This window comes from Longimicrobium sp., assembly GCA_036389135.1.
In the GTDB taxonomy this organism is placed as follows: domain Bacteria; phylum Gemmatimonadota; class Gemmatimonadetes; order Longimicrobiales; family Longimicrobiaceae; genus Longimicrobium.
This window is the reverse complement of the sequence record DASVQP010000074.1, coordinates 21,139-36,685: the sequence shown is the minus strand read 5'-3', so window position 1 is coordinate 36,685 and position 15,547 is coordinate 21,139. Positions and strand designations below refer to the sequence as shown.

The 15,547-nt window shown below is 67.5% G+C and carries 17 protein-coding genes; 14 read left to right on the top strand and 3 right to left on the bottom strand.

What is annotated here, in order from left to right; genetic code table 11:
* The first annotated feature begins 121 nt into the window (after positions 1-121).
* The 11 genes from VF584_17395 (at position 122) to VF584_17345 (ending at position 8,947) form a co-directional block, all read left to right on the top strand.
* Entirely contained in the window at positions 122-1,270 is a 1,149-nt protein-coding gene (locus tag VF584_17395) for a hypothetical protein (protein ID HEX8211955.1), read from the top strand.
* 182 nt (positions 1,271-1,452) lie between these two features.
* The gene (locus VF584_17390; GenBank protein ID HEX8211954.1) at positions 1,453-3,144 is read left to right on the top strand and encodes a hypothetical protein; all 1,692 of its coding nucleotides are present in this window, start codon (positions 1,453-1,455) and stop codon (positions 3,142-3,144) included.
* Between the two features lie 179 nt (positions 3,145-3,323).
* Complete coding sequence (locus VF584_17385; GenBank protein HEX8211953.1) at positions 3,324-3,569, top strand: hypothetical protein; 246 nt, start codon at positions 3,324-3,326, stop codon at positions 3,567-3,569.
* Between the two features lie 3 nt (positions 3,570-3,572).
* Entirely contained in the window at positions 3,573-4,160 is a 588-nt protein-coding gene (locus VF584_17380; protein ID HEX8211952.1) for a hypothetical protein, read from the top strand.
* Between the two features lie 238 nt (positions 4,161-4,398).
* A complete protein-coding gene (locus VF584_17375) occupies positions 4,399-4,890 on the top strand; it encodes a hypothetical protein (GenBank protein ID HEX8211951.1) in 492 nt (163 codons plus the stop codon).
* Between the two features lie 452 nt (positions 4,891-5,342).
* Positions 5,343-5,492 (top strand): hypothetical protein, encoded by a 150-nt coding sequence (locus VF584_17370; protein HEX8211950.1) that lies wholly within the window; start codon positions 5,343-5,345, stop codon positions 5,490-5,492.
* Between the two features lie 42 nt (positions 5,493-5,534).
* Positions 5,535-5,873, top strand: a complete 339-nt coding sequence (locus tag VF584_17365; GenBank protein HEX8211949.1) for a hypothetical protein — start codon at positions 5,535-5,537, stop codon at positions 5,871-5,873.
* A 51-nt stretch (positions 5,874-5,924) separates the two neighbouring features.
* The gene (locus tag VF584_17360) at positions 5,925-6,476 is read left to right on the top strand and encodes a hypothetical protein (protein ID HEX8211948.1); all 552 of its coding nucleotides are present in this window, start codon (positions 5,925-5,927) and stop codon (positions 6,474-6,476) included.
* Positions 6,473-6,949 carry a hypothetical protein gene (locus tag VF584_17355; GenBank protein HEX8211947.1) on the top strand — a complete coding sequence of 159 codons (477 nt, stop codon included), beginning with the start codon at positions 6,473-6,475 and terminating at the stop codon, positions 6,947-6,949. The genes VF584_17360 and VF584_17355 overlap by 4 nt, the downstream gene beginning before the upstream one ends.
* Positions 6,950-7,147: 198 nt before the next feature.
* Complete coding sequence (locus tag VF584_17350; GenBank protein ID HEX8211946.1) at positions 7,148-7,540, top strand: hypothetical protein; 393 nt, start codon at positions 7,148-7,150, stop codon at positions 7,538-7,540.
* Between the two features lie 543 nt (positions 7,541-8,083).
* Positions 8,084-8,947, top strand: a complete 864-nt coding sequence (locus VF584_17345; protein HEX8211945.1) for a hypothetical protein — start codon at positions 8,084-8,086, stop codon at positions 8,945-8,947.
* 352 nt (positions 8,948-9,299) lie between these two features.
* Here the strand turns inward: VF584_17345 and VF584_17340 are convergent, their stop codons facing one another.
* Both VF584_17340 and VF584_17335 read right to left on the bottom strand, forming a co-directional pair.
* Positions 9,300-10,775 (bottom strand): multicopper oxidase family protein, encoded by a 1,476-nt coding sequence (locus VF584_17340; GenBank protein HEX8211944.1) that lies wholly within the window; start codon positions 10,773-10,775, stop codon positions 9,300-9,302.
* Between the two features lie 168 nt (positions 10,776-10,943).
* Positions 10,944-11,513 (bottom strand): GNAT family N-acetyltransferase, encoded by a 570-nt coding sequence (locus VF584_17335; GenBank protein ID HEX8211943.1) that lies wholly within the window; start codon positions 11,511-11,513, stop codon positions 10,944-10,946.
* A 436-nt stretch (positions 11,514-11,949) separates the two neighbouring features.
* Here VF584_17335 and VF584_17330 point away from each other — a divergent pair, with 436 nt between their 5' ends.
* Positions 11,950-12,273: a hypothetical protein gene (locus tag VF584_17330; GenBank protein HEX8211942.1), complete on the top strand. Its 324-nt coding sequence runs from the start codon at positions 11,950-11,952 to the stop codon at positions 12,271-12,273.
* A gap of 135 nt (positions 12,274-12,408) precedes the next feature.
* Positions 12,409-12,600 (top strand): hypothetical protein, encoded by a 192-nt coding sequence (locus VF584_17325; GenBank protein HEX8211941.1) that lies wholly within the window; start codon positions 12,409-12,411, stop codon positions 12,598-12,600.
* Positions 12,601-12,617: 17 nt separating this feature from the next.
* Here the strand turns inward: VF584_17325 and VF584_17320 are convergent, their stop codons facing one another.
* On the bottom strand, positions 12,618-14,852 hold the full coding sequence (locus tag VF584_17320) for a GGDEF and EAL domain-containing protein (GenBank protein ID HEX8211940.1): 2,235 nt from the start codon (positions 14,850-14,852) through the stop codon (positions 12,618-12,620).
* Positions 14,853-15,086: 234 nt separating this feature from the next.
* On the opposite strand from VF584_17320, the gene VF584_17315 reads away from it, so the two are divergent.
* Positions 15,087-15,521 (top strand): hypothetical protein, encoded by a 435-nt coding sequence (locus tag VF584_17315; GenBank protein HEX8211939.1) that lies wholly within the window; start codon positions 15,087-15,089, stop codon positions 15,519-15,521.
* The last annotated feature ends 26 nt before the right edge of the window (positions 15,522-15,547 follow it).

Here is a 15,547-nt window from a genome sequence, read left to right as displayed (position 1 = left end):
CCGGGGAACCGCAATTATAGGGCGCGCCGCCGCCGCTAGACAGGGCCACCCCTGGCATCCGGACGCCGTTGTTCGCATCCTTCCGGGAGGAAAGCAAGCGACCTACCCGAACGGAACGAGAATGCCGGAGCAGACGAAAAGGAAGCCGGGGTACCCCGCGGCGCGCATCGTGGCGCCCACGGTGGTGGAGCAGCTCGCGGCGCACCTGGCGCACGCCCAGGCCGTGGGCGTCACCGACTTCGCGCCGCAGCCGGACGCGCGCACGGTGGAGGCGGTGATCAACGCCTCCTTCTGGGCCAGCCTGCGGCGCGAGGAGGGGCACTCGCCCAAGATCTCGCTCGCCTTCGTCCCGCCCGAGGCGGCGGGGCACGCCATGGTTTTCGAGCGCCCGCTCCCCCTCAACCCGCGAGACCTGGCGCGGCTCGCCCCCGCCGTGGAGGGCCCCGGCACCCACCTGGGCGTCTGGCCGGTCGGCGACGTGCTGCGGGTGTGGGGAACCACGCGCCGCGTACCCACCATCTGCTTCGTCCTGGAAGTGGTGGATCCGGGGCTGCTGGTGGTGAAGTACCGCCGCGGCGACGAGTACGACAAGTACGGCACCGTCGCCGTGCTGGAGGGGGAGCGCATCAAGGTGGTGGACGAGGCGGGGGCCTCCCTCCCCGATTGCCCCACGCTCCTCTCCTCGCTGCTGGGCTTCGAGGCGCCGGCGCCGGCCGCGGGGCCCACCAACGTCCTCTCGCAGCTCGCCGTCTCCATGCGGGCACACGGGCGGGGCGGCTCGCTCCTGGTGGTCCCCGGCGACGGCGAGGGGTGGCACGCATCGGCCGCGCGCCCCATCCCCTACACGGTAACGCCCTTCGCCGACCTGACGGAGGTGCTCGCCGCCCCGGCCGAGGAGCGCAGCCTGCCGGCCTGGCGCGAAGCCTTCCGCCGCTCGGTGGACGGGGTGGCGCGGCTGACCGCGGTGGACGGCGCGACGGTCATCAACGAGCGCTACGAGCTCCTGGCCTTTGGGGTGAAGATCGTGCGGCGCGGGAGCACGCGGGTGGAGCGGGTGTCGGTCACCGAGCCGGTGGTGGGGAACACTTCCACCGTCGTGGAGCCGTCGCGGCTGGGCGGGACGCGTCACCTTTCGGCCGCCCAATTCGTTCATGACCAGCACGACGCGCTCGCGCTGGTGGCGTCGCAGGACGGGCGCTTCACCGTCTTCGCCTGGTCGCCGTGCGAAGACATGGTACACGCGCACCGGGTGGATACGCTCCTGATGTGACGCCGCGCAACTCCGCGCGGTCGGGCGGGTATCACCCCGGCCGCTGCGTCACTCTGCGCCGCCTGCCGTGCGGGCGGCGCGCTAGATGCAGAAACAGGAGCCGCCGCGGCTCCACCGGACCCTGGCCTGCAGCGCCGCGGCACCTCCGCCGTCCGGCGACGAACCCCGCGAGGACTCTCGTGATGAAACGTCTTTACCCCGTTCTCTTCCTCGCGCTGGGCCTCGCCGCCTGCGAACGAAACCCCACCGGCGGCAGGGAGAACCTGACGGTGGGCCAGACGCTCACCATCAACGTCAACGCGGACTCGGTCTGCAGCGCACCCATCAACCGGCAGGTCCGGGTGGTGGCGCTCTCGGAGCACAGCGCGGTGCTGGCCGACGTCAGCAACCCGCCCAACGGCTTCACCGACGCGGAGTACCAGCAGTTCGCCGACGAGTTCGAGCGGGTCGCGTGGCCGGTGGACACCGAGAACTTCGGAACGCCCAGCGACGTGGACCGCAACGGGCGCATCCTGATGCTGTTCACCAGCGCCGTGAACCAGCTTACGCCGCGCAACGCGGACTACATCGTGGGCGGCTTCTTCTACGGGCGCGACCTCTTCCCGAAGAAGGGGAACGCGGACGCGGACGGGTGCGAGGCGAGCAACGTGCGCGAGATGTTCTACCTGCTGGCGCCCGACCCAACAGGGAGCATCAACGGCAACGCGCGCTCCAAGAACTACGTGCAGACCACCACCTTCGCCACGCTGTCGCACGAATTCGAGCACCTGATCAACGCCTCGCGCCGCCTGTACGTCAACGACGCGGAGGACTTCGAGGAAACCTGGCTGGACGAGGGGCTGGCGCACATCGCGGAGGAGCTCTCCTTCTACGCCTCGGCGTCGGGGCTGGGGCCGCGGCAGAACATCGCCATCACCAACGCCTTCTTCTCCGACCAGACGCGGCTGGCCGCGCTCAACCGCTACCAGGTCCCCAACCTGGGCCGGCTGAACGAGTACTACAAGGCGCCGAGCGCCAACTCGCCGATCCAGCCCGACGACGACCTGGCAACCCGCGGCGCCGCCTGGCAGTTCCTGCGCTACGCGGCGGACCAGAGGGGCGGCGGCGAGCGCGACTTCTGGTTCAACCTGGTCAACGCCAAGACGCGCGGTATCGTGAACCTGACGGCGCAGCTGGGCACCGACCCGCTCCCCTTCTTCCAGAACTGGGGCGTCGCCATCTACACGGACGACGCGGTCCCCGGCGTGCCCGCGCAGTACACGCACCCCAGCTGGCACTTCCGCCAGGTGCTGAGCAACGACGCGTTCGGCGGCTTCCGCCTCAAGGTGGACACGCTTCTCAACGGCGTGCCGCGGCGCGTGGACCTGGCGGCCACCGGGAACGCGTACCTGCGCCTGGGCGTGCTCCCCGCGATCCGCGCGGAGGTACGCACCTCCGGCGGCGGGGCGACCGGGTCCGGCGCGTGTACCGTGGTGCCGCTCGCCCCGGTTGGGCAGGTGTACCAGGCCAGCGGCGCCGCGGCCTCCTCGATCTGCCTGGAAGGCGGCACCACGGGCGCGGAGTACGTCGTAATCCCGTTCTACGCCTCCACCGGGGGCGGCGAGGTGGCGGTCGTCACGGTGACGGCCACGGGGGTCGTGCGTCCGGTCGGCGGGCCCAATCCGGTGCTCTCGCCCAGCGGCCCCACCCTTTCGCGCGCCGCCGCCGAGGCCGCTAGCCGGGGCGCGGCGGGTGGCGACGGCGGCTTCGAGCAGCGCCTGCGCATGCGCGAGCGGCGGGAGCTGGGGCCCCGCTTCGGCGGCGGCCCGGCGTTCAACACGCTCCCCAACGCCGCGGCGCCCGAGGTGCGGCTCTCCATCGTGCGCACCCGGTAGCACGCGGCGGGCTGGACCAAGACGCGGGGAGGCACCGGCTGCCCTCCCCGCGTCTTTGCGCGCGAACCCGTAGCGCAATGCGACGGAAGTCGTTATCCTTGTTTCCTGCAAGGGTTTGCGGCGGCGCGCCCGTTTCCTTGCCCGGTCTGGCGCGCTCCCCTCCACTTTCTCCGCATCCGATGGACCTGCTGACGGGGCTTCTCGCCCTCCTCCTTGAGTACCACGAAGACGAAGAGTGCGACTGCAGCCGTGCCGGCACCTGCCGGTACTGCCTGACCCGGGTCGCCCTGGCCGAAGCGGCGCGCACCTATCCGCGGGAGTTCCGCAACGCGGAGGGCACCTGGTGGCGTGAGCTGGAAGCCCGCTTCCCGCCGCGCCGCAAGCGTGCCGCGAATCCGCCGCTCTCCGCGCTGGCGGGAGAGTAGGCGATGCGGCCGAGATTCCTCGTGGCGTTCTGCGCCGTGCTCCTTGCCGCGTGCGGCGACGGCACCGGCACGCAGCCGCTGGATCCGGTGGGGACGGTGCGCTTCGACTACCGCGGCGCCATCAGCGGGAGCTACGAGGCCATCGGCGAGCTTCCCATCGAGAACGGCGCGGCTACGCAGCCGGCGACCGGCGCGACGGCCGTGCGCCGCGACAGCCTCCTGGCCGTGGTCGCCTTCCGGCAGAGCGGCGGCACCAGGGGCGACGGCTTCTCGCTCCTCCTGGGCGCGCTCGAAAAGACCGGCTCGTACAGCATCGACGCACTCGGCTGCCAGACGGCGCCCGGCACCTGCAGGGTCGGCGTGTTCGCGCGCGACCTGGACGCGGCGATGCTCACCACCACGCCCGACACGGCGGCGATCGTGTCCAACGCCTACGTCCTCGCGTTCGGGAGCGTGAACGTGACGCGCCTGACCGACGTGCGCGTGCGCGGCACCTTCAGCGGCGTCGCCGTGCGGCTGAGCGACCAGAACCTGCAGAACCCCGTCACCATCACCAACGGCGAGTTCGACGTTCCGATTCCGCCCCAGTAGGCGAACAGCGGGTCTCAAGCAGAGACGCGGAGGCGCGGAGAGAACTTCTCCGCGCCTCCGCTTTTGCGTTGGTGCCCGGATCAGGTCAGGAAGAGGATCTGGCGCGCGCGTCCGGGGTCGGCAAACCTTAGCGGCACGAATCCACCGTGCCGGGGCTGTCACCCTTTGCGCCGTGGATTCCGGGTGGGTGGGATCAATCTTCCATGACTTCTTCCTAACCTTCTGAGCTCCGGCGAAAATGCCCTACGTAATCAGCGGACACGGGACCTACCACTGGGACTTCGACGTCACGGTCCCGGTTCCAAACAACATCAACCTGATCTTCTTCAAGGACTCCGGTGGGACGATGCGGATGGACCGCTCATGGTCCCTTTACGAAGCCTTGCAGGAAGGCAAGCAGTACAAAGACGACCAAAAACTCGCGAGCGAGGTCCGGTCGATCATCTTGCCGGGCCAACTCGTCCCAGATTTCCAGGTCACCGGCGACGATTCATTTCCGTCAGGAGCTTTACTGGTGAGCAATACAAACGGTGAGAAGTCGAGCAAAGAGGTGGTTTCGCTCAGGTCAGACGAAGCGAAACGCGGATTTGATTTGCTGCAAGCGATCTCAAAGGACGGGGGCGGGGATGTGTATTGGCTCGCCTGCACGAAGGTGATGTCAAATATCAAAGCCGCAGTGGTAAACGGCTATATTGACAATCCTCGCAAGGGCAAGGGGCTCGGGAAATAGGCGATTCTGCCTCCCCGGGCCGCACGCCGGAGCATCGGGGAGTGGCAGGCACGCGGCTCGGATGCCATTACATTCACGTCTCTCCTCATCGCAGCCGGCCGTAAGGCGGAGCACCCATCGACTGCGTGGCAATCCGACGCGTAGGCTTTTCGCCTGCCGCCGTTCACCCTCGTCGCCGGTGCGCGGGGATCTGGGGAACGCCGTTCGGCAGCTCAAGAGTAAGCCGGGAAGGGGACTGTTCACGGGAGGCGTGCAGCTTCCGATGGCGCTGGCGGAGCCGGATCTGATCGATGAGTACCAGTTGTGGTGCATTCGAGCGCACGAGCCGCGGTTCGACCACTCCGCCTTCGTGGACGTGGAGCGTTCGACCTGGAACGCGATCCTCGCTGACATGGCCGGCCTCGCGCGGGTCCTTTTGCGCAGCCGCCTCCATCAACGACGTTCCGCCGCTGGTGGGGTTCTACTATCCGGGGACGAAGCAGGAGTTCGCCGCCTCGTTCCGCGAGAACGCGGACGCGCTGGCTGAACTGCTGGACGAGCTCCCCGTATGGCTGCGGGAGCAGTTGTCCCGCGTAGAAGTGGTAGCGGTGCTGGGCATGTAGCCACAGCCGAATCCAGGCACACTCAACCCATCGGGAGGCCGCATGAGCGAGGCGACCGGGACCAGCGAGGGCGTGTACACCGAGGCGTGGCTCCTCAAGGGAATCACCGGCAACGTGCCGGGAGTTCTCGGCCTCGAAGATGGCCGCTTCACCTTCGTCACGGACGACGAGCAGGCGATCTTCGAAGCACCCCTTTCCGATGTCGGCGACGTAAAGGTGCCGTGGTACTACTTCGGCGGCGGCATGAAGCTCAGAGTCGGCGACGAGCGGTATCGCCTCACCTTCGTACGCCCGACCGCGATGGGAGGCGGCATCGGGGACATTCCCGAAGGGCGGGCGGCCTGCAGGCTGTGGCAGTCGCTGCTCGCGGGGACTGCCTGAGTCGCGTAGGCGAGCACCGCTCCGACTGCTCACCTCAACGATCCCCGCGCCTTGTACCTGCTCAACCCACTCGCCTTCGCCCGGGACCTCCAGGCCGACCGTGTACCAGAAAGTGTGAAGGCGCAGTACATGGTCCTCGGCGGAGTCGTGCAGTACGCTCAGCACGCGTGGCGCTCGCATTACGCGGCGGAACCCGCGTCACCACTGGGTTTCGCCGTGCTCGTTGCGGCCTGGGTCGCGGGCGTGTACGTGTGCTATCGCGCGAACGCCGCGGGCGACGACCAGCGCTTCGTCGAGCGGTTCGTCTGCCTGGCGGTACCGCTCACGGTTTGGACGTCCCTTGCCGGAATCGCCGGCGGCGGCGCGCTGTACTACGGGCTCGGGCTTCGCGGTGAGACGTACGGCGCCGTTGCGGGTCGCGCCTCGCTTCTGGCCTGGATCGTCTACGTCGCGGCCCTGCGCTGGCTGATCGTCCACGCGTCGAAGTGCAACGGTCCACCCCCCCTTCCCCCAAGCCGCGTGAGCCCGTATGAAGCAAGTTGGCGCGGCGATGGTCGTAGGAGGCAACTGGACGCGGCGATACGGCCACTGGTTCCGAAATGAGCAAAGAGTACGCGCTGGAGAAGTGGGTCTGGACCGACGCTGATTTCGAGCGGATGGGCTGGCACGATGCGCCCATCCGCGCCATGGCGTACCTCTCCGAGTCGTTCGAGATCGCATTCGACATCGACTACATTCTCGAGTGGGTGCATCCTGGTCCGGGTGAGACTTACTTCAGCTTCTGGATCGCTCCAGCCACGATCGTCTTCCAGAACGTCACCGACCTTCAGATCGAGCTGGAATCGTTTGGAAGCGTTACCGTGCAGGACCTCGACAGAACAGACCTGCAGCCCACGCGCGAAGGCTTCGAGGGACCGGAAGCGCACTGGCTCTGGACCTTCAACTGCCTGGAAGGAGCAATCCAGTTCCGCGCCACGGGGTTCCGCCAGACGATCCGCCGTGCTCCGACGTACCAGGGCGGACAGGCTATTCCTCTGGCGGCTCGGGGCGGTATCTCGTTCAGCGAGGAGCGCTGACACCCGCCGCTAACCATGCAACGCACCGGCCCGAGGTGCGCCCTGACGAGGCATCGGAGCTGGCGGAGCGCACCAGACGTCGCCCCGCCGTCAGGGCAAGATCGTGCGCATCGTCTCTACCGTACCCGCGGCGCCGGGCTTAGCTTAGCGACTGCCCATGTATCCCGGTTGGGCTCTCAACCCCTGTTCGGAGGAACGATGCGAATCCTGATCGCCACTGCCGCCCTGCTTTTCACCGCCGCCTCGGCCAGCGCCCAGAGCGCGCCGCTTATGCGAATCGATTCCCTCGAACAGGCCGCCCGCCGTGCGCGGAACGACAACGGCCGTGCCGCCGCCGCCAGCGCCCTGGGGTTGGCGTATGCGGAGCTGGCCGCCGACTCCGCCGCCTCAAAGCTCTTCGTGGGCGTGACGGTCGCGGGATACGTCGATCAGCGCGACCGGGCACAGAGTGCGGTGCAGGTCTCGCAGTTGGCGGATGAGGCCATCCTTCGACTCGCGGCAATCGAGGCGGCCCAGCGTACCATCATCGTCCAGCAGAACGCCCGTATCATCGAGCTGCTCGGCCAGCTGGTGAGACAGCAGCCCAGGTAAGCTGGCCGGTTTTCTGGCTCGAGCGGGTCACGCATGAACTCGCACCGGTCGCTGCCGCGGGTTGTTGCAGGGACATATTTGAGCGGCCGAGCATCTGATGCTAGGCCGCTCGCAATTCAGGGGATATGGCGGGCGAACACCTCGCCGCCTGATCGAGGCCTGTTTTCGCGCGGCGACTGGCTGCGCCTGCTGGCGGACGTCGGACTCGAGCCGGACGCCGTCCCCTTCTGGCACTCGGAGGTGGAGTACGCCATGGAGGTTTTCGTTGCCCTCAGGCAGATATCGCCGTAATCTGCGCTGGCTGCCGGAACGATGTCGGTGCCCGCGAGGGCGAGGGTGGCTACGCGCGCGAACCATCTTTCCTTGCAGCCGTTCCCGTGTCCTTTCGCAGCCAGAGAAGCGCGGCGCGTTCTGAAGTCCTCAGCCGCTCCGGCGACTCCGCTCGCGGTTCGCTGCTCCCCTTTCATCCGCCTTTCTCCGATGTCAAGCAAAGAAGCGAACGCTTATCGTTTTCTAAGGGACGCTGTTCCAAATGTCCTTAGAGTGGCTACTCTCGACTTCGACGACCAGCGGAACCTGGACATGGCCATGGCCCCCGCTTGTGCGCCACGGGATCCGGTGCAACGACAGGTATTTTTAGAGACGCTGAGGGAGGACAAGCTCACGCTCGAGCGCGTAATACAACTAATGCTGGGCTCCGCGTACGGCCATGTGCTGAAGCACCATTGCATGACAAGCTTCTCGCTGAATCTGGATCCCGAGACTTTGCTGAAGGCCTTTGTCTCCCAAAAGTCGAAGAAAAAGGACCACAATAGAGGGGTGTTCACGAGGGTCAGTGTGGCGTACCGGAAGGCGGAGCGGGAAGAGATAACCGCGGAGACCGTGCTTCGCTGCCGTGTGATCGGCATGAGCCTGGAAACCATGACCCTGCCCGACAAACCCGAGAAGTGCACAGCCTGCGCGTTCACCTCAAGGACGTCCGCGGTCGCCGCCGCCCAGTCGGTGTCGTACATGTTTCTCAGGTACATCCGGCGTGGAAATGCGAGAAGATCCGGCCCGATCGGAGTTATGGGTGAGGGCGAGGTGACGTACAACTCTGGCAAGGAGGGATATGCGCTTGTGTCACCCATCAGCAGGGTTGGCCACGATGTCGCCTCCGGTGTGTGCGGGTTCACCACTACGTTGAAATTCGATGAGATCGCCGCTACCATCACGGAACTCGTTGCCAAACTGAATCCCCAAAAGACCGGCGAATGGAATAAACTGCTCATGCTGGTGCTGAAAGAGGTTACCGTACGCGCAGACCTGACTAGAGGGACGGTGAGGACCATCTACAAGAACGACAAAACTCCCAACGGGTTCTACATATTCTCCATGTACCCGGAGCCGTCCCCAAAAAAATTCTGAGGTACACTCGCGGATTCCGGCCACAGCGCCACGCAGGGAACGGATTTGCCAAGACCCGCAGAACGACCGAGTACGGCCCCGGGCGGCGGAGGCGCGCCGCAACATGCGGGCGTTTCTTACTGAGGCGTACCAAAAGAAAGTCGCACGAACCTATCCTACCCCGGCAGGGTGCCGGGGCGGACCGGGTGGCGGAAGTTGCGGCAGGAGCGCCATTTGAGACCACAGAAGGAACAGATAGCCACAGAGAAAACCTCAAGCGGTTCTCTCTGTGGCTCTGTGTCTCTGTGTGAGCCAGCAGTTGTAGTTCTCCGCGGCCTCCGCGTCTCCGCGTGAGACTTCCCTTATCAGGTCGTCAGTGGGCGGCGTGCGGCGGCGCGCTGGTGAACATCGCGTTGCACTTCTGGCGGCCGTTGGGGTCGGCGGGGTCGTAGACGCAGACGTTGTGCATCATCCCCTCGTCTTCATGCTGCAGGACGTGGCAGTGGAAGACGAATGGCCCCGCCGCGATCGGCTCGAACACGAAGCGGATCACCACCGTGTCTCCCACGGTGTTCCCCGTAGCGTCGCGGTGCACGCCGATGGGGATGTTGTCGCGCAGACGCCCCTCGTTGGCCGGCCGCCCGTTCACCGTCATCACCGCGAAGTCGGTCTGGTGGATGTGAAAGGTGTGCAGGTTCTTCGTCTGGTTGATGATGGTCCACTCCTGCACCTGCCCCCACGGCATGGAGACCGGCGGGTGGTTCGGGGCGTAGATGGTGTCGTTCACCCCCGCGCTGTCGCCCACGAACTGGAAGGTGAAGGTGTGCCGGTTCACGTCGCGCGCCTCCGTGAGGAAGCGCAGCGTGTCGAGGACGGCGTCGTCGCGCCCGGCGGGCACGGGCCGCGACACATGGCGCGCCGAGCGCGAGGGCGTGCCCACCAGGTACCCCAGCGTCACGGGGCGCGCATTGGGGAAGATGGTGTCCGTGTACAGCTCCACGCGCCTTCCCGCCGGGGGCCCGGTGACGATCACCTCGGCGCGGCTTCCGGGCGGCAGGTACAGCGAGTCGACCGTCTCGGCGCGGGCCAGCGGGTTGCCGTCGAGCGCCAGGAGCGTCCACTGCATCCCGCGCAGCTTGAGGTTCAGGAAGTGGTTCGCGCCGAAGTTGCCGATGTGCCACAGCTGCTTTTCCCCGGGCGCCACCGGGAGCAGCGCGCAGGTGCTTCCGTTGATGTTGAACACCGTCCGCGAAGCGAAGGTGAACGACATGTCGCGCACGAGCAGCGTCCTTTCGCGCACGCCGCGGTACTGCGGGAAGTACTTGAGGATGGAGCCGACCATCAGCGCCCCGCTCAGCCCGCCGGCCACCTGCGACCCCGTAAGCCCGTGCGGGTGGGGATGATACCAGAACATCCCCTCGGTGTGGTAGCTGGGAATGGGGAAGTTGTAGCGCCATGGCCGCGCGCCGGTGGGGATGGCCACGTGCGTGACGTTGTCGCCGCCGTCCGGCCGGGGGGTCACCACGAGGCCGTGGTAGTGGTAGTTGGTGACCGCCACGTCCGCCGTCGTCTGGTCCTTGGTCGGGCGCATCGCGTTCACCACCGACATGTCCACCGTGTGCCCGGGTGAAATGAGGAGCGTGGGCGCCACGAATTGCCCGTTGTAGACGTTCGTGGTATACGTGGTGTCGCCGATCCGGTACGTGGCCGGCGCCATCCGCATGACGGTGCCCTGCAGGTCCCTCTGCACGGGGTCCTTCACCGGCCCGCATTGCTGGGCGGCGGCGTACGGCGCGGGGAGCCCCATCGCGAGAAGCGCGGGGATGACACGGAGGAGTAGCGGGCGCATGTTCGTCCGGTGGATCGAAAGGTGTGACTGCGGGACCCGCGGGAAGGATGGACGTGGAGGAACTTCGGCGCTGAAGGCCGGCGGGGGACACCGGCCTAATCCACGGACCGGCGCATAATACGAAGCACGGGGAGGCCGTGCAATGACTCGGCGCGGCGGGGGAGCGGGCTACCGCAGATCCAGCCGCATCAGCACGCGCGGAAAGCCGTTGATGACCGACGTGGTGTCGGCCGCCTTGCGAAATCCGGCCTTCTCAAAGAGCGCGCGCGTTCCGACGTACGCCATAGTGAGATCCACCTTGTCGCCCTGGTTGTCGACGGGATAGCCCTCGATGGCCGGCGCGCCCTGGGACCGCGCGTACTCGACCGCGCCGGCGAGCAGCGAGTGCGAGATCCCTTTGCCGCGGTGTCCCGGCCGCACGCGGATGCACCACACCGCCCACACGGCCACGTCGTCGACGTGCGGGATGGTGCGGGTGCGCGCAAAGGTGGTGTCGGCGCGTGGCGCGACCGCCGCCCACCCCACGACCTCGTCGCCGTCGTACGCGAGCACGCCGATCGGCCCGCGCTCCATGAGCTCGGCCACCTTTTCGCCGCGGGCGGGGCCCTGCAGGGAGACGTTCTCCATGGACGGGATGCGGTAGCTCAGGCACCAGCAGACGTTCGCGTCGGGCCGCTTCGGCCCCACCATCGTCTTGACGTCGTCGAACACGGTCGCCGGTCGAACCTCGATCGCCATGCGCCAGGATCCCGAGAGGAGGACGAGAAAACCGCCGTTGATCTTCAGTGCCCCCGAAAGAGTCACGGGCGGCCGGGACGGAGTCAAGTTTGGAGAGCCAGTTCCACCGTGCGCGGCCGCGGCCGAACAGACGCTTGCAGGCGACTCGCGAACAGGCAACATTGCCGCTTCGGTTCGCGGGGCTCGCACTCCCTCAGACCAGGGCCACCGTTCGTGTCTCCGTTCGCTCGAGTCGTTCTCATTGCAGCGTCTTCCGATCCGAAGCGAGGGCCGGAAGCCTCGCGGTCGGCTACGAGACGCGCTGAGGAGCCCCGCGTTGGAGACAGCGGGTGAAGGCGATGTGCGGCCGCAACCTGGCCGAGCTGATTCCATGCGCCGAACGCGGGTAATCATCTAGCGCTCGGCTCTATTCCACCCATTGCCCTAAGTTCCCCCAATGTCAGAGACGCTCGAAGAACGATTCCACAGGAAGCTTGAGAGCTCCTACTGGGAGGTTGGCAGGGCCACCTCTTATTGGGCGAATCGGTTTCTCCAGAAGGTTCGCCGCGTTGGAGGACTCCAGGCGTCCCGCGAGTGGCTGGATGCAAAGAAGGATACGGCCGCGGGACTCGACCGAGTGGTTTCGGTTGGCCGCGCCGACCTCTCGCTGGAGGCGATGGTTCTCGAGGAGGAATGGAAGGAATTGTTCACTCCAGAGGAACGCCGCATTGCTCGCGAGCGCCTGGATGCGGCAATCGCAAGGCACCGCGGCAATACGTAGCGCTCCGTCCGGGCAAAAGCGCGCTGAATTCCAGGGCTGACCGCTCAAACCAGCATCCGGCAGCCCGCACCTGTACACATCGCGCGACGAGAGGTAGACTCAAACCTCCCTCTCTCCTCTACCGCACGAGAACCTATGCCGGTGAATGCCAAGCAGCTGCTCCGCGAGGCGGTGGAGCGGCTCCCCGAGGACGCGACCGTGGAGGATGCGATGGATCGGCTGTACTTCGTCTCGAAAGTCGCTCGCGGGCTACAGGCCGCCGACCACGGCGACGTGGTGCCGCACGAGGAAGCTCGCCGCATCCTGCTGGCGGACCGGCGCGACTGATCGAGCGGTCCGCCTATCTATGCGGTGACCGGGGTGCCGGGGGTGGCGCCGAGGAGGCGTTCGGCGTCGGCGGGGGGGAGCGGGCGGGCGAAGAGGAAGCCCTGGCCGTAGCGGCATCCCATCCGCAGCAGCGCGCTCGCCTCCTCCTCCGTCTCCACGCCCTCGGCGATCGTCTCCAGGTGCAGGATCTCCGAAAGCGAGAGCAGGGTGCGGATCACCGCCTCCAGCGCGGGATCGGAGCGCATCTGGTGCACGAACGAGCGGTCGATCTTGAGCGTGTCCAGCGGGAGCCGGTGGAGGTAGGCCAGCGACGAGTACCCCGTGCCGAAGTCGTCGATGGCCACGCGCACGCCCGACGCGCGCAGCCGGTGCAGGAGCGGCCCGACGGCGGCCGGGTCGTCCATGATGACGCTCTCCGTGATCTCCAGGTGCAGGCGGTCCGGCGCGAAGCCCGTCTCTCCCAGCAGCTCCTGGATCTCCTGCGCGAGCGCGGGGCGGAGGAAGTGGCGGGTGGACAGGTTCACCGAAAGCCAGAGCTCCTCCATCCACGGGTGCGAGCGGCGCCACGCCTGCATCTGCCTGCACCCCTCGCGCAGCGCCCACCGCTCCAGCGCCGTGACGATCCCCGTCTGCTCGGCCAGGGGGATGAAGTCGGAGGGGGAGCAGAGGCCGAGGGTCGGGTGCTCCCAGCGCATCAGCGCCTCGAAGCCCACCAGCTCGCGCGTGTCCAGGCGCACCACGGGCTGGTAGTGCAGCCGCAGCTCGCCGCGACCGGTGGCGTGGCGCAGCTCGCCCTCCATGGCCACCTGGGCCAGCGAGTGGGCGTGCAGCTCGTCGTCGGCCACCTCGAAGCGCGACCGGCCCCTCGCCTTGGCGCGGTACATGGCCGCGTCGGCGTCGCGCAGCGCGTCCTCCGGGCGCGCGAAGCCGGTTGAGCTGACGGCGATCCCCATCGACACCGTGACCACCACCGGCTCCCCGCCGGCATCGATGGGAGCGACGAGCGCGTGCTGTATCCGCTGCGCCACCAGGGATGGCTCGTCCACGTCCTCCACCAGGAGCGCGAACTCGTCGCCGCCCAGCCGCGCGACGCTGTCGCCGTGGCGAAGGCACTGCTCCAGCCTGCGGGCCACCACCGTCAGCACGCCGTCCGCCGCCACGTGGCCCACCCGGTCGTTGATGACCTTGAAGCGGTCCAGGTCCAGGAAGATGACCGCGAAGTGGAATGCCGGCTGGCGGTGCGTGCGCGCGATCGCGCGCTCCAGGCGGTCGAGGAAGAGGGCGCGGTTGGGGAGGCCGGTGAGCGAGTCGTGGAGCGCGTCGTGGACGAGCTGCTCCTCGAAGCGCTTCCGCTCGGAGATGTCGGATTCCGATCCCACCATCCGCACGATCTCCCCGTCCGGGCCCACCACGCGTACGCCGCGCACCAGCACCCAGCGCCAGCTTCCGTCGCTGTGGGCGATGCGGTGCTCCGACTGGAAGTGCGTCCCGCCCGGGCCGCCCGGCGGGAACAGCTCCGCGTCCACGCGCGCGCGGTCGGCGGGGTGGATGCGGCCGAGCCAATCTTCGGGGCCGCGGCTGGCCTCGTCTTCGGAGGCGCCGGCGATCTCGCGCCAGCGTGGCGAGAGGTAGAGGGTGCCCGCCGCCACGTCCCAGTCCCACAGGCCGTCGTTGGCGCCCAGGGCGGCGAGCGCGTAGCGTTCCTCGCTGGCGGCGATCTCGCGCTCGGCGCGCAGGCGGTTGCGCACCACCACCCAGAACAGCCCCAGGATCACCACCAGGTAGCTGCCGAAGAGGAGGGGGCTCATCCGCGGCTCGGAGACTCGCGCCGCGACGACCCCCACCGCTGCCAGCGTCACGGTTCCGTAGACCGCCAGGGAGACCGTGCCTCGGAAGAGCATGCTGATGACCGCCACGATCACCATCAGCCCCAGCGCGTACTCGGGCGCGAAGTCGTTGAGAGCGAGCAGCAGGACGACCCACCCGGTGACGGTCGCGAACGTCAGGTGCATGACGGCGACGAAGCCCGGCCGGCCGGGGACGTAGGACAGGATGTACAGCGCGGCGCACACCGCGGCGACCACGAAGCGGTACGACCAGGGATCGTTCGCCGCCGGCATCGCCACGCGGTACACGCCCCCGAATCCCAGGATGCAGGCCACCGCCAGCAACGCGACCAGCCGGATGGTGAGCGCTTCTTTTTCAGGAAGACCGGCGGCCCCGCGGGACGCCGGACGAACCGGGAGGGCCATGCTTACGGCGGTGAGGGGAGCCGTGGACGGGGCGGTTCCGTCCTGGCGGACTGGCCGGGGGGTATCTGTCCTGCGGTGGGTACTGGTGCAGGACCGGAGGAGGATACCCGCGTTTCCCCGCAGTGCGCAACCAATTCGTTGTTCTCAACGTTGGACATCCGAAGCGCGGGGGTGCCATATTAGCCCGGGCACGGCTGGCGAACGACACAATTCGGCTCGCAAGGAGAAGTTCACGTGCTCGCACCGGGAGCGACTCTCGCGCACTTCGCGCGGATGCTGGATGCCGCCGGATTCGACCGGAACCGCCCGGACCCATCCATCGCGTGGCGCGTGTTCCGAGAATTCGCGGCAGTGCCGGTGAGCGCCGCCGACGATACGCTCCTCTTCCAATGCGGCACGTACGATTTCACGGGCCGCGAGCAGTTCCACTGGAACCTGACGCGGCAGTTCTCCATCGAGGAGGATGGCGAGCATGCCGGGATGGAGCAGCTACAGCTGACGGTGCTATACGAGCCCGCATCCGAGCTTCGCCCTCTGGAGGTGAGCCTGTGGAGCTCGGACTGCGGATCGCTGGAGGAGTTTTTCGCCGAAGTGGAGGCGCTCCCCGGGTTCTCGGCCCCCGGAGCTCATCCACCTACCGGGTCCGAGCTCTTTTACGAACAGGTCTGAGCGAACAGGAATGGCGCCGCTCTCCA

Excerpts from the sequence above, each read along its gene's own strand:
- VF584_17365 (HEX8211949.1), top strand. The coding sequence starts at position 5,535 with ATGAGCGAGGCGACCGGGACCAGCGAGGGCGTGTACACCGAGGCGTGG.
- VF584_17335 (HEX8211943.1), bottom strand. The coding sequence starts at position 11,513 with ATGGCGATCGAGGTTCGACCGGCGACCGTGTTCGACGACGTCAAGACG.
- VF584_17390 (HEX8211954.1), top strand. The coding sequence starts at position 1,453 with ATGAAACGTCTTTACCCCGTTCTCTTCCTCGCGCTGGGCCTCGCCGCC.
- VF584_17350 (HEX8211946.1), top strand. The coding sequence starts at position 7,148 with ATGCGAATCCTGATCGCCACTGCCGCCCTGCTTTTCACCGCCGCCTCG.
- VF584_17330 (HEX8211942.1), top strand. The coding sequence starts at position 11,950 with ATGTCAGAGACGCTCGAAGAACGATTCCACAGGAAGCTTGAGAGCTCC.
- VF584_17355 (HEX8211947.1), top strand. The coding sequence starts at position 6,473 with ATGAGCAAAGAGTACGCGCTGGAGAAGTGGGTCTGGACCGACGCTGAT.
- VF584_17340 (HEX8211944.1), bottom strand. The coding sequence starts at position 10,775 with ATGCGCCCGCTACTCCTCCGTGTCATCCCCGCGCTTCTCGCGATGGGG.
- VF584_17375 (HEX8211951.1), top strand. The coding sequence starts at position 4,399 with ATGCCCTACGTAATCAGCGGACACGGGACCTACCACTGGGACTTCGAC.
- VF584_17395 (HEX8211955.1), top strand. The coding sequence starts at position 122 with ATGCCGGAGCAGACGAAAAGGAAGCCGGGGTACCCCGCGGCGCGCATC.
- VF584_17320 (HEX8211940.1), bottom strand. The coding sequence starts at position 14,852 with ATGGCCCTCCCGGTTCGTCCGGCGTCCCGCGGGGCCGCCGGTCTTCCT.
- VF584_17385 (HEX8211953.1), top strand. The coding sequence starts at position 3,324 with ATGGACCTGCTGACGGGGCTTCTCGCCCTCCTCCTTGAGTACCACGAA.
- VF584_17325 (HEX8211941.1), top strand. The coding sequence starts at position 12,409 with ATGCCGGTGAATGCCAAGCAGCTGCTCCGCGAGGCGGTGGAGCGGCTC.
- VF584_17380 (HEX8211952.1), top strand. The coding sequence starts at position 3,573 with ATGCGGCCGAGATTCCTCGTGGCGTTCTGCGCCGTGCTCCTTGCCGCG.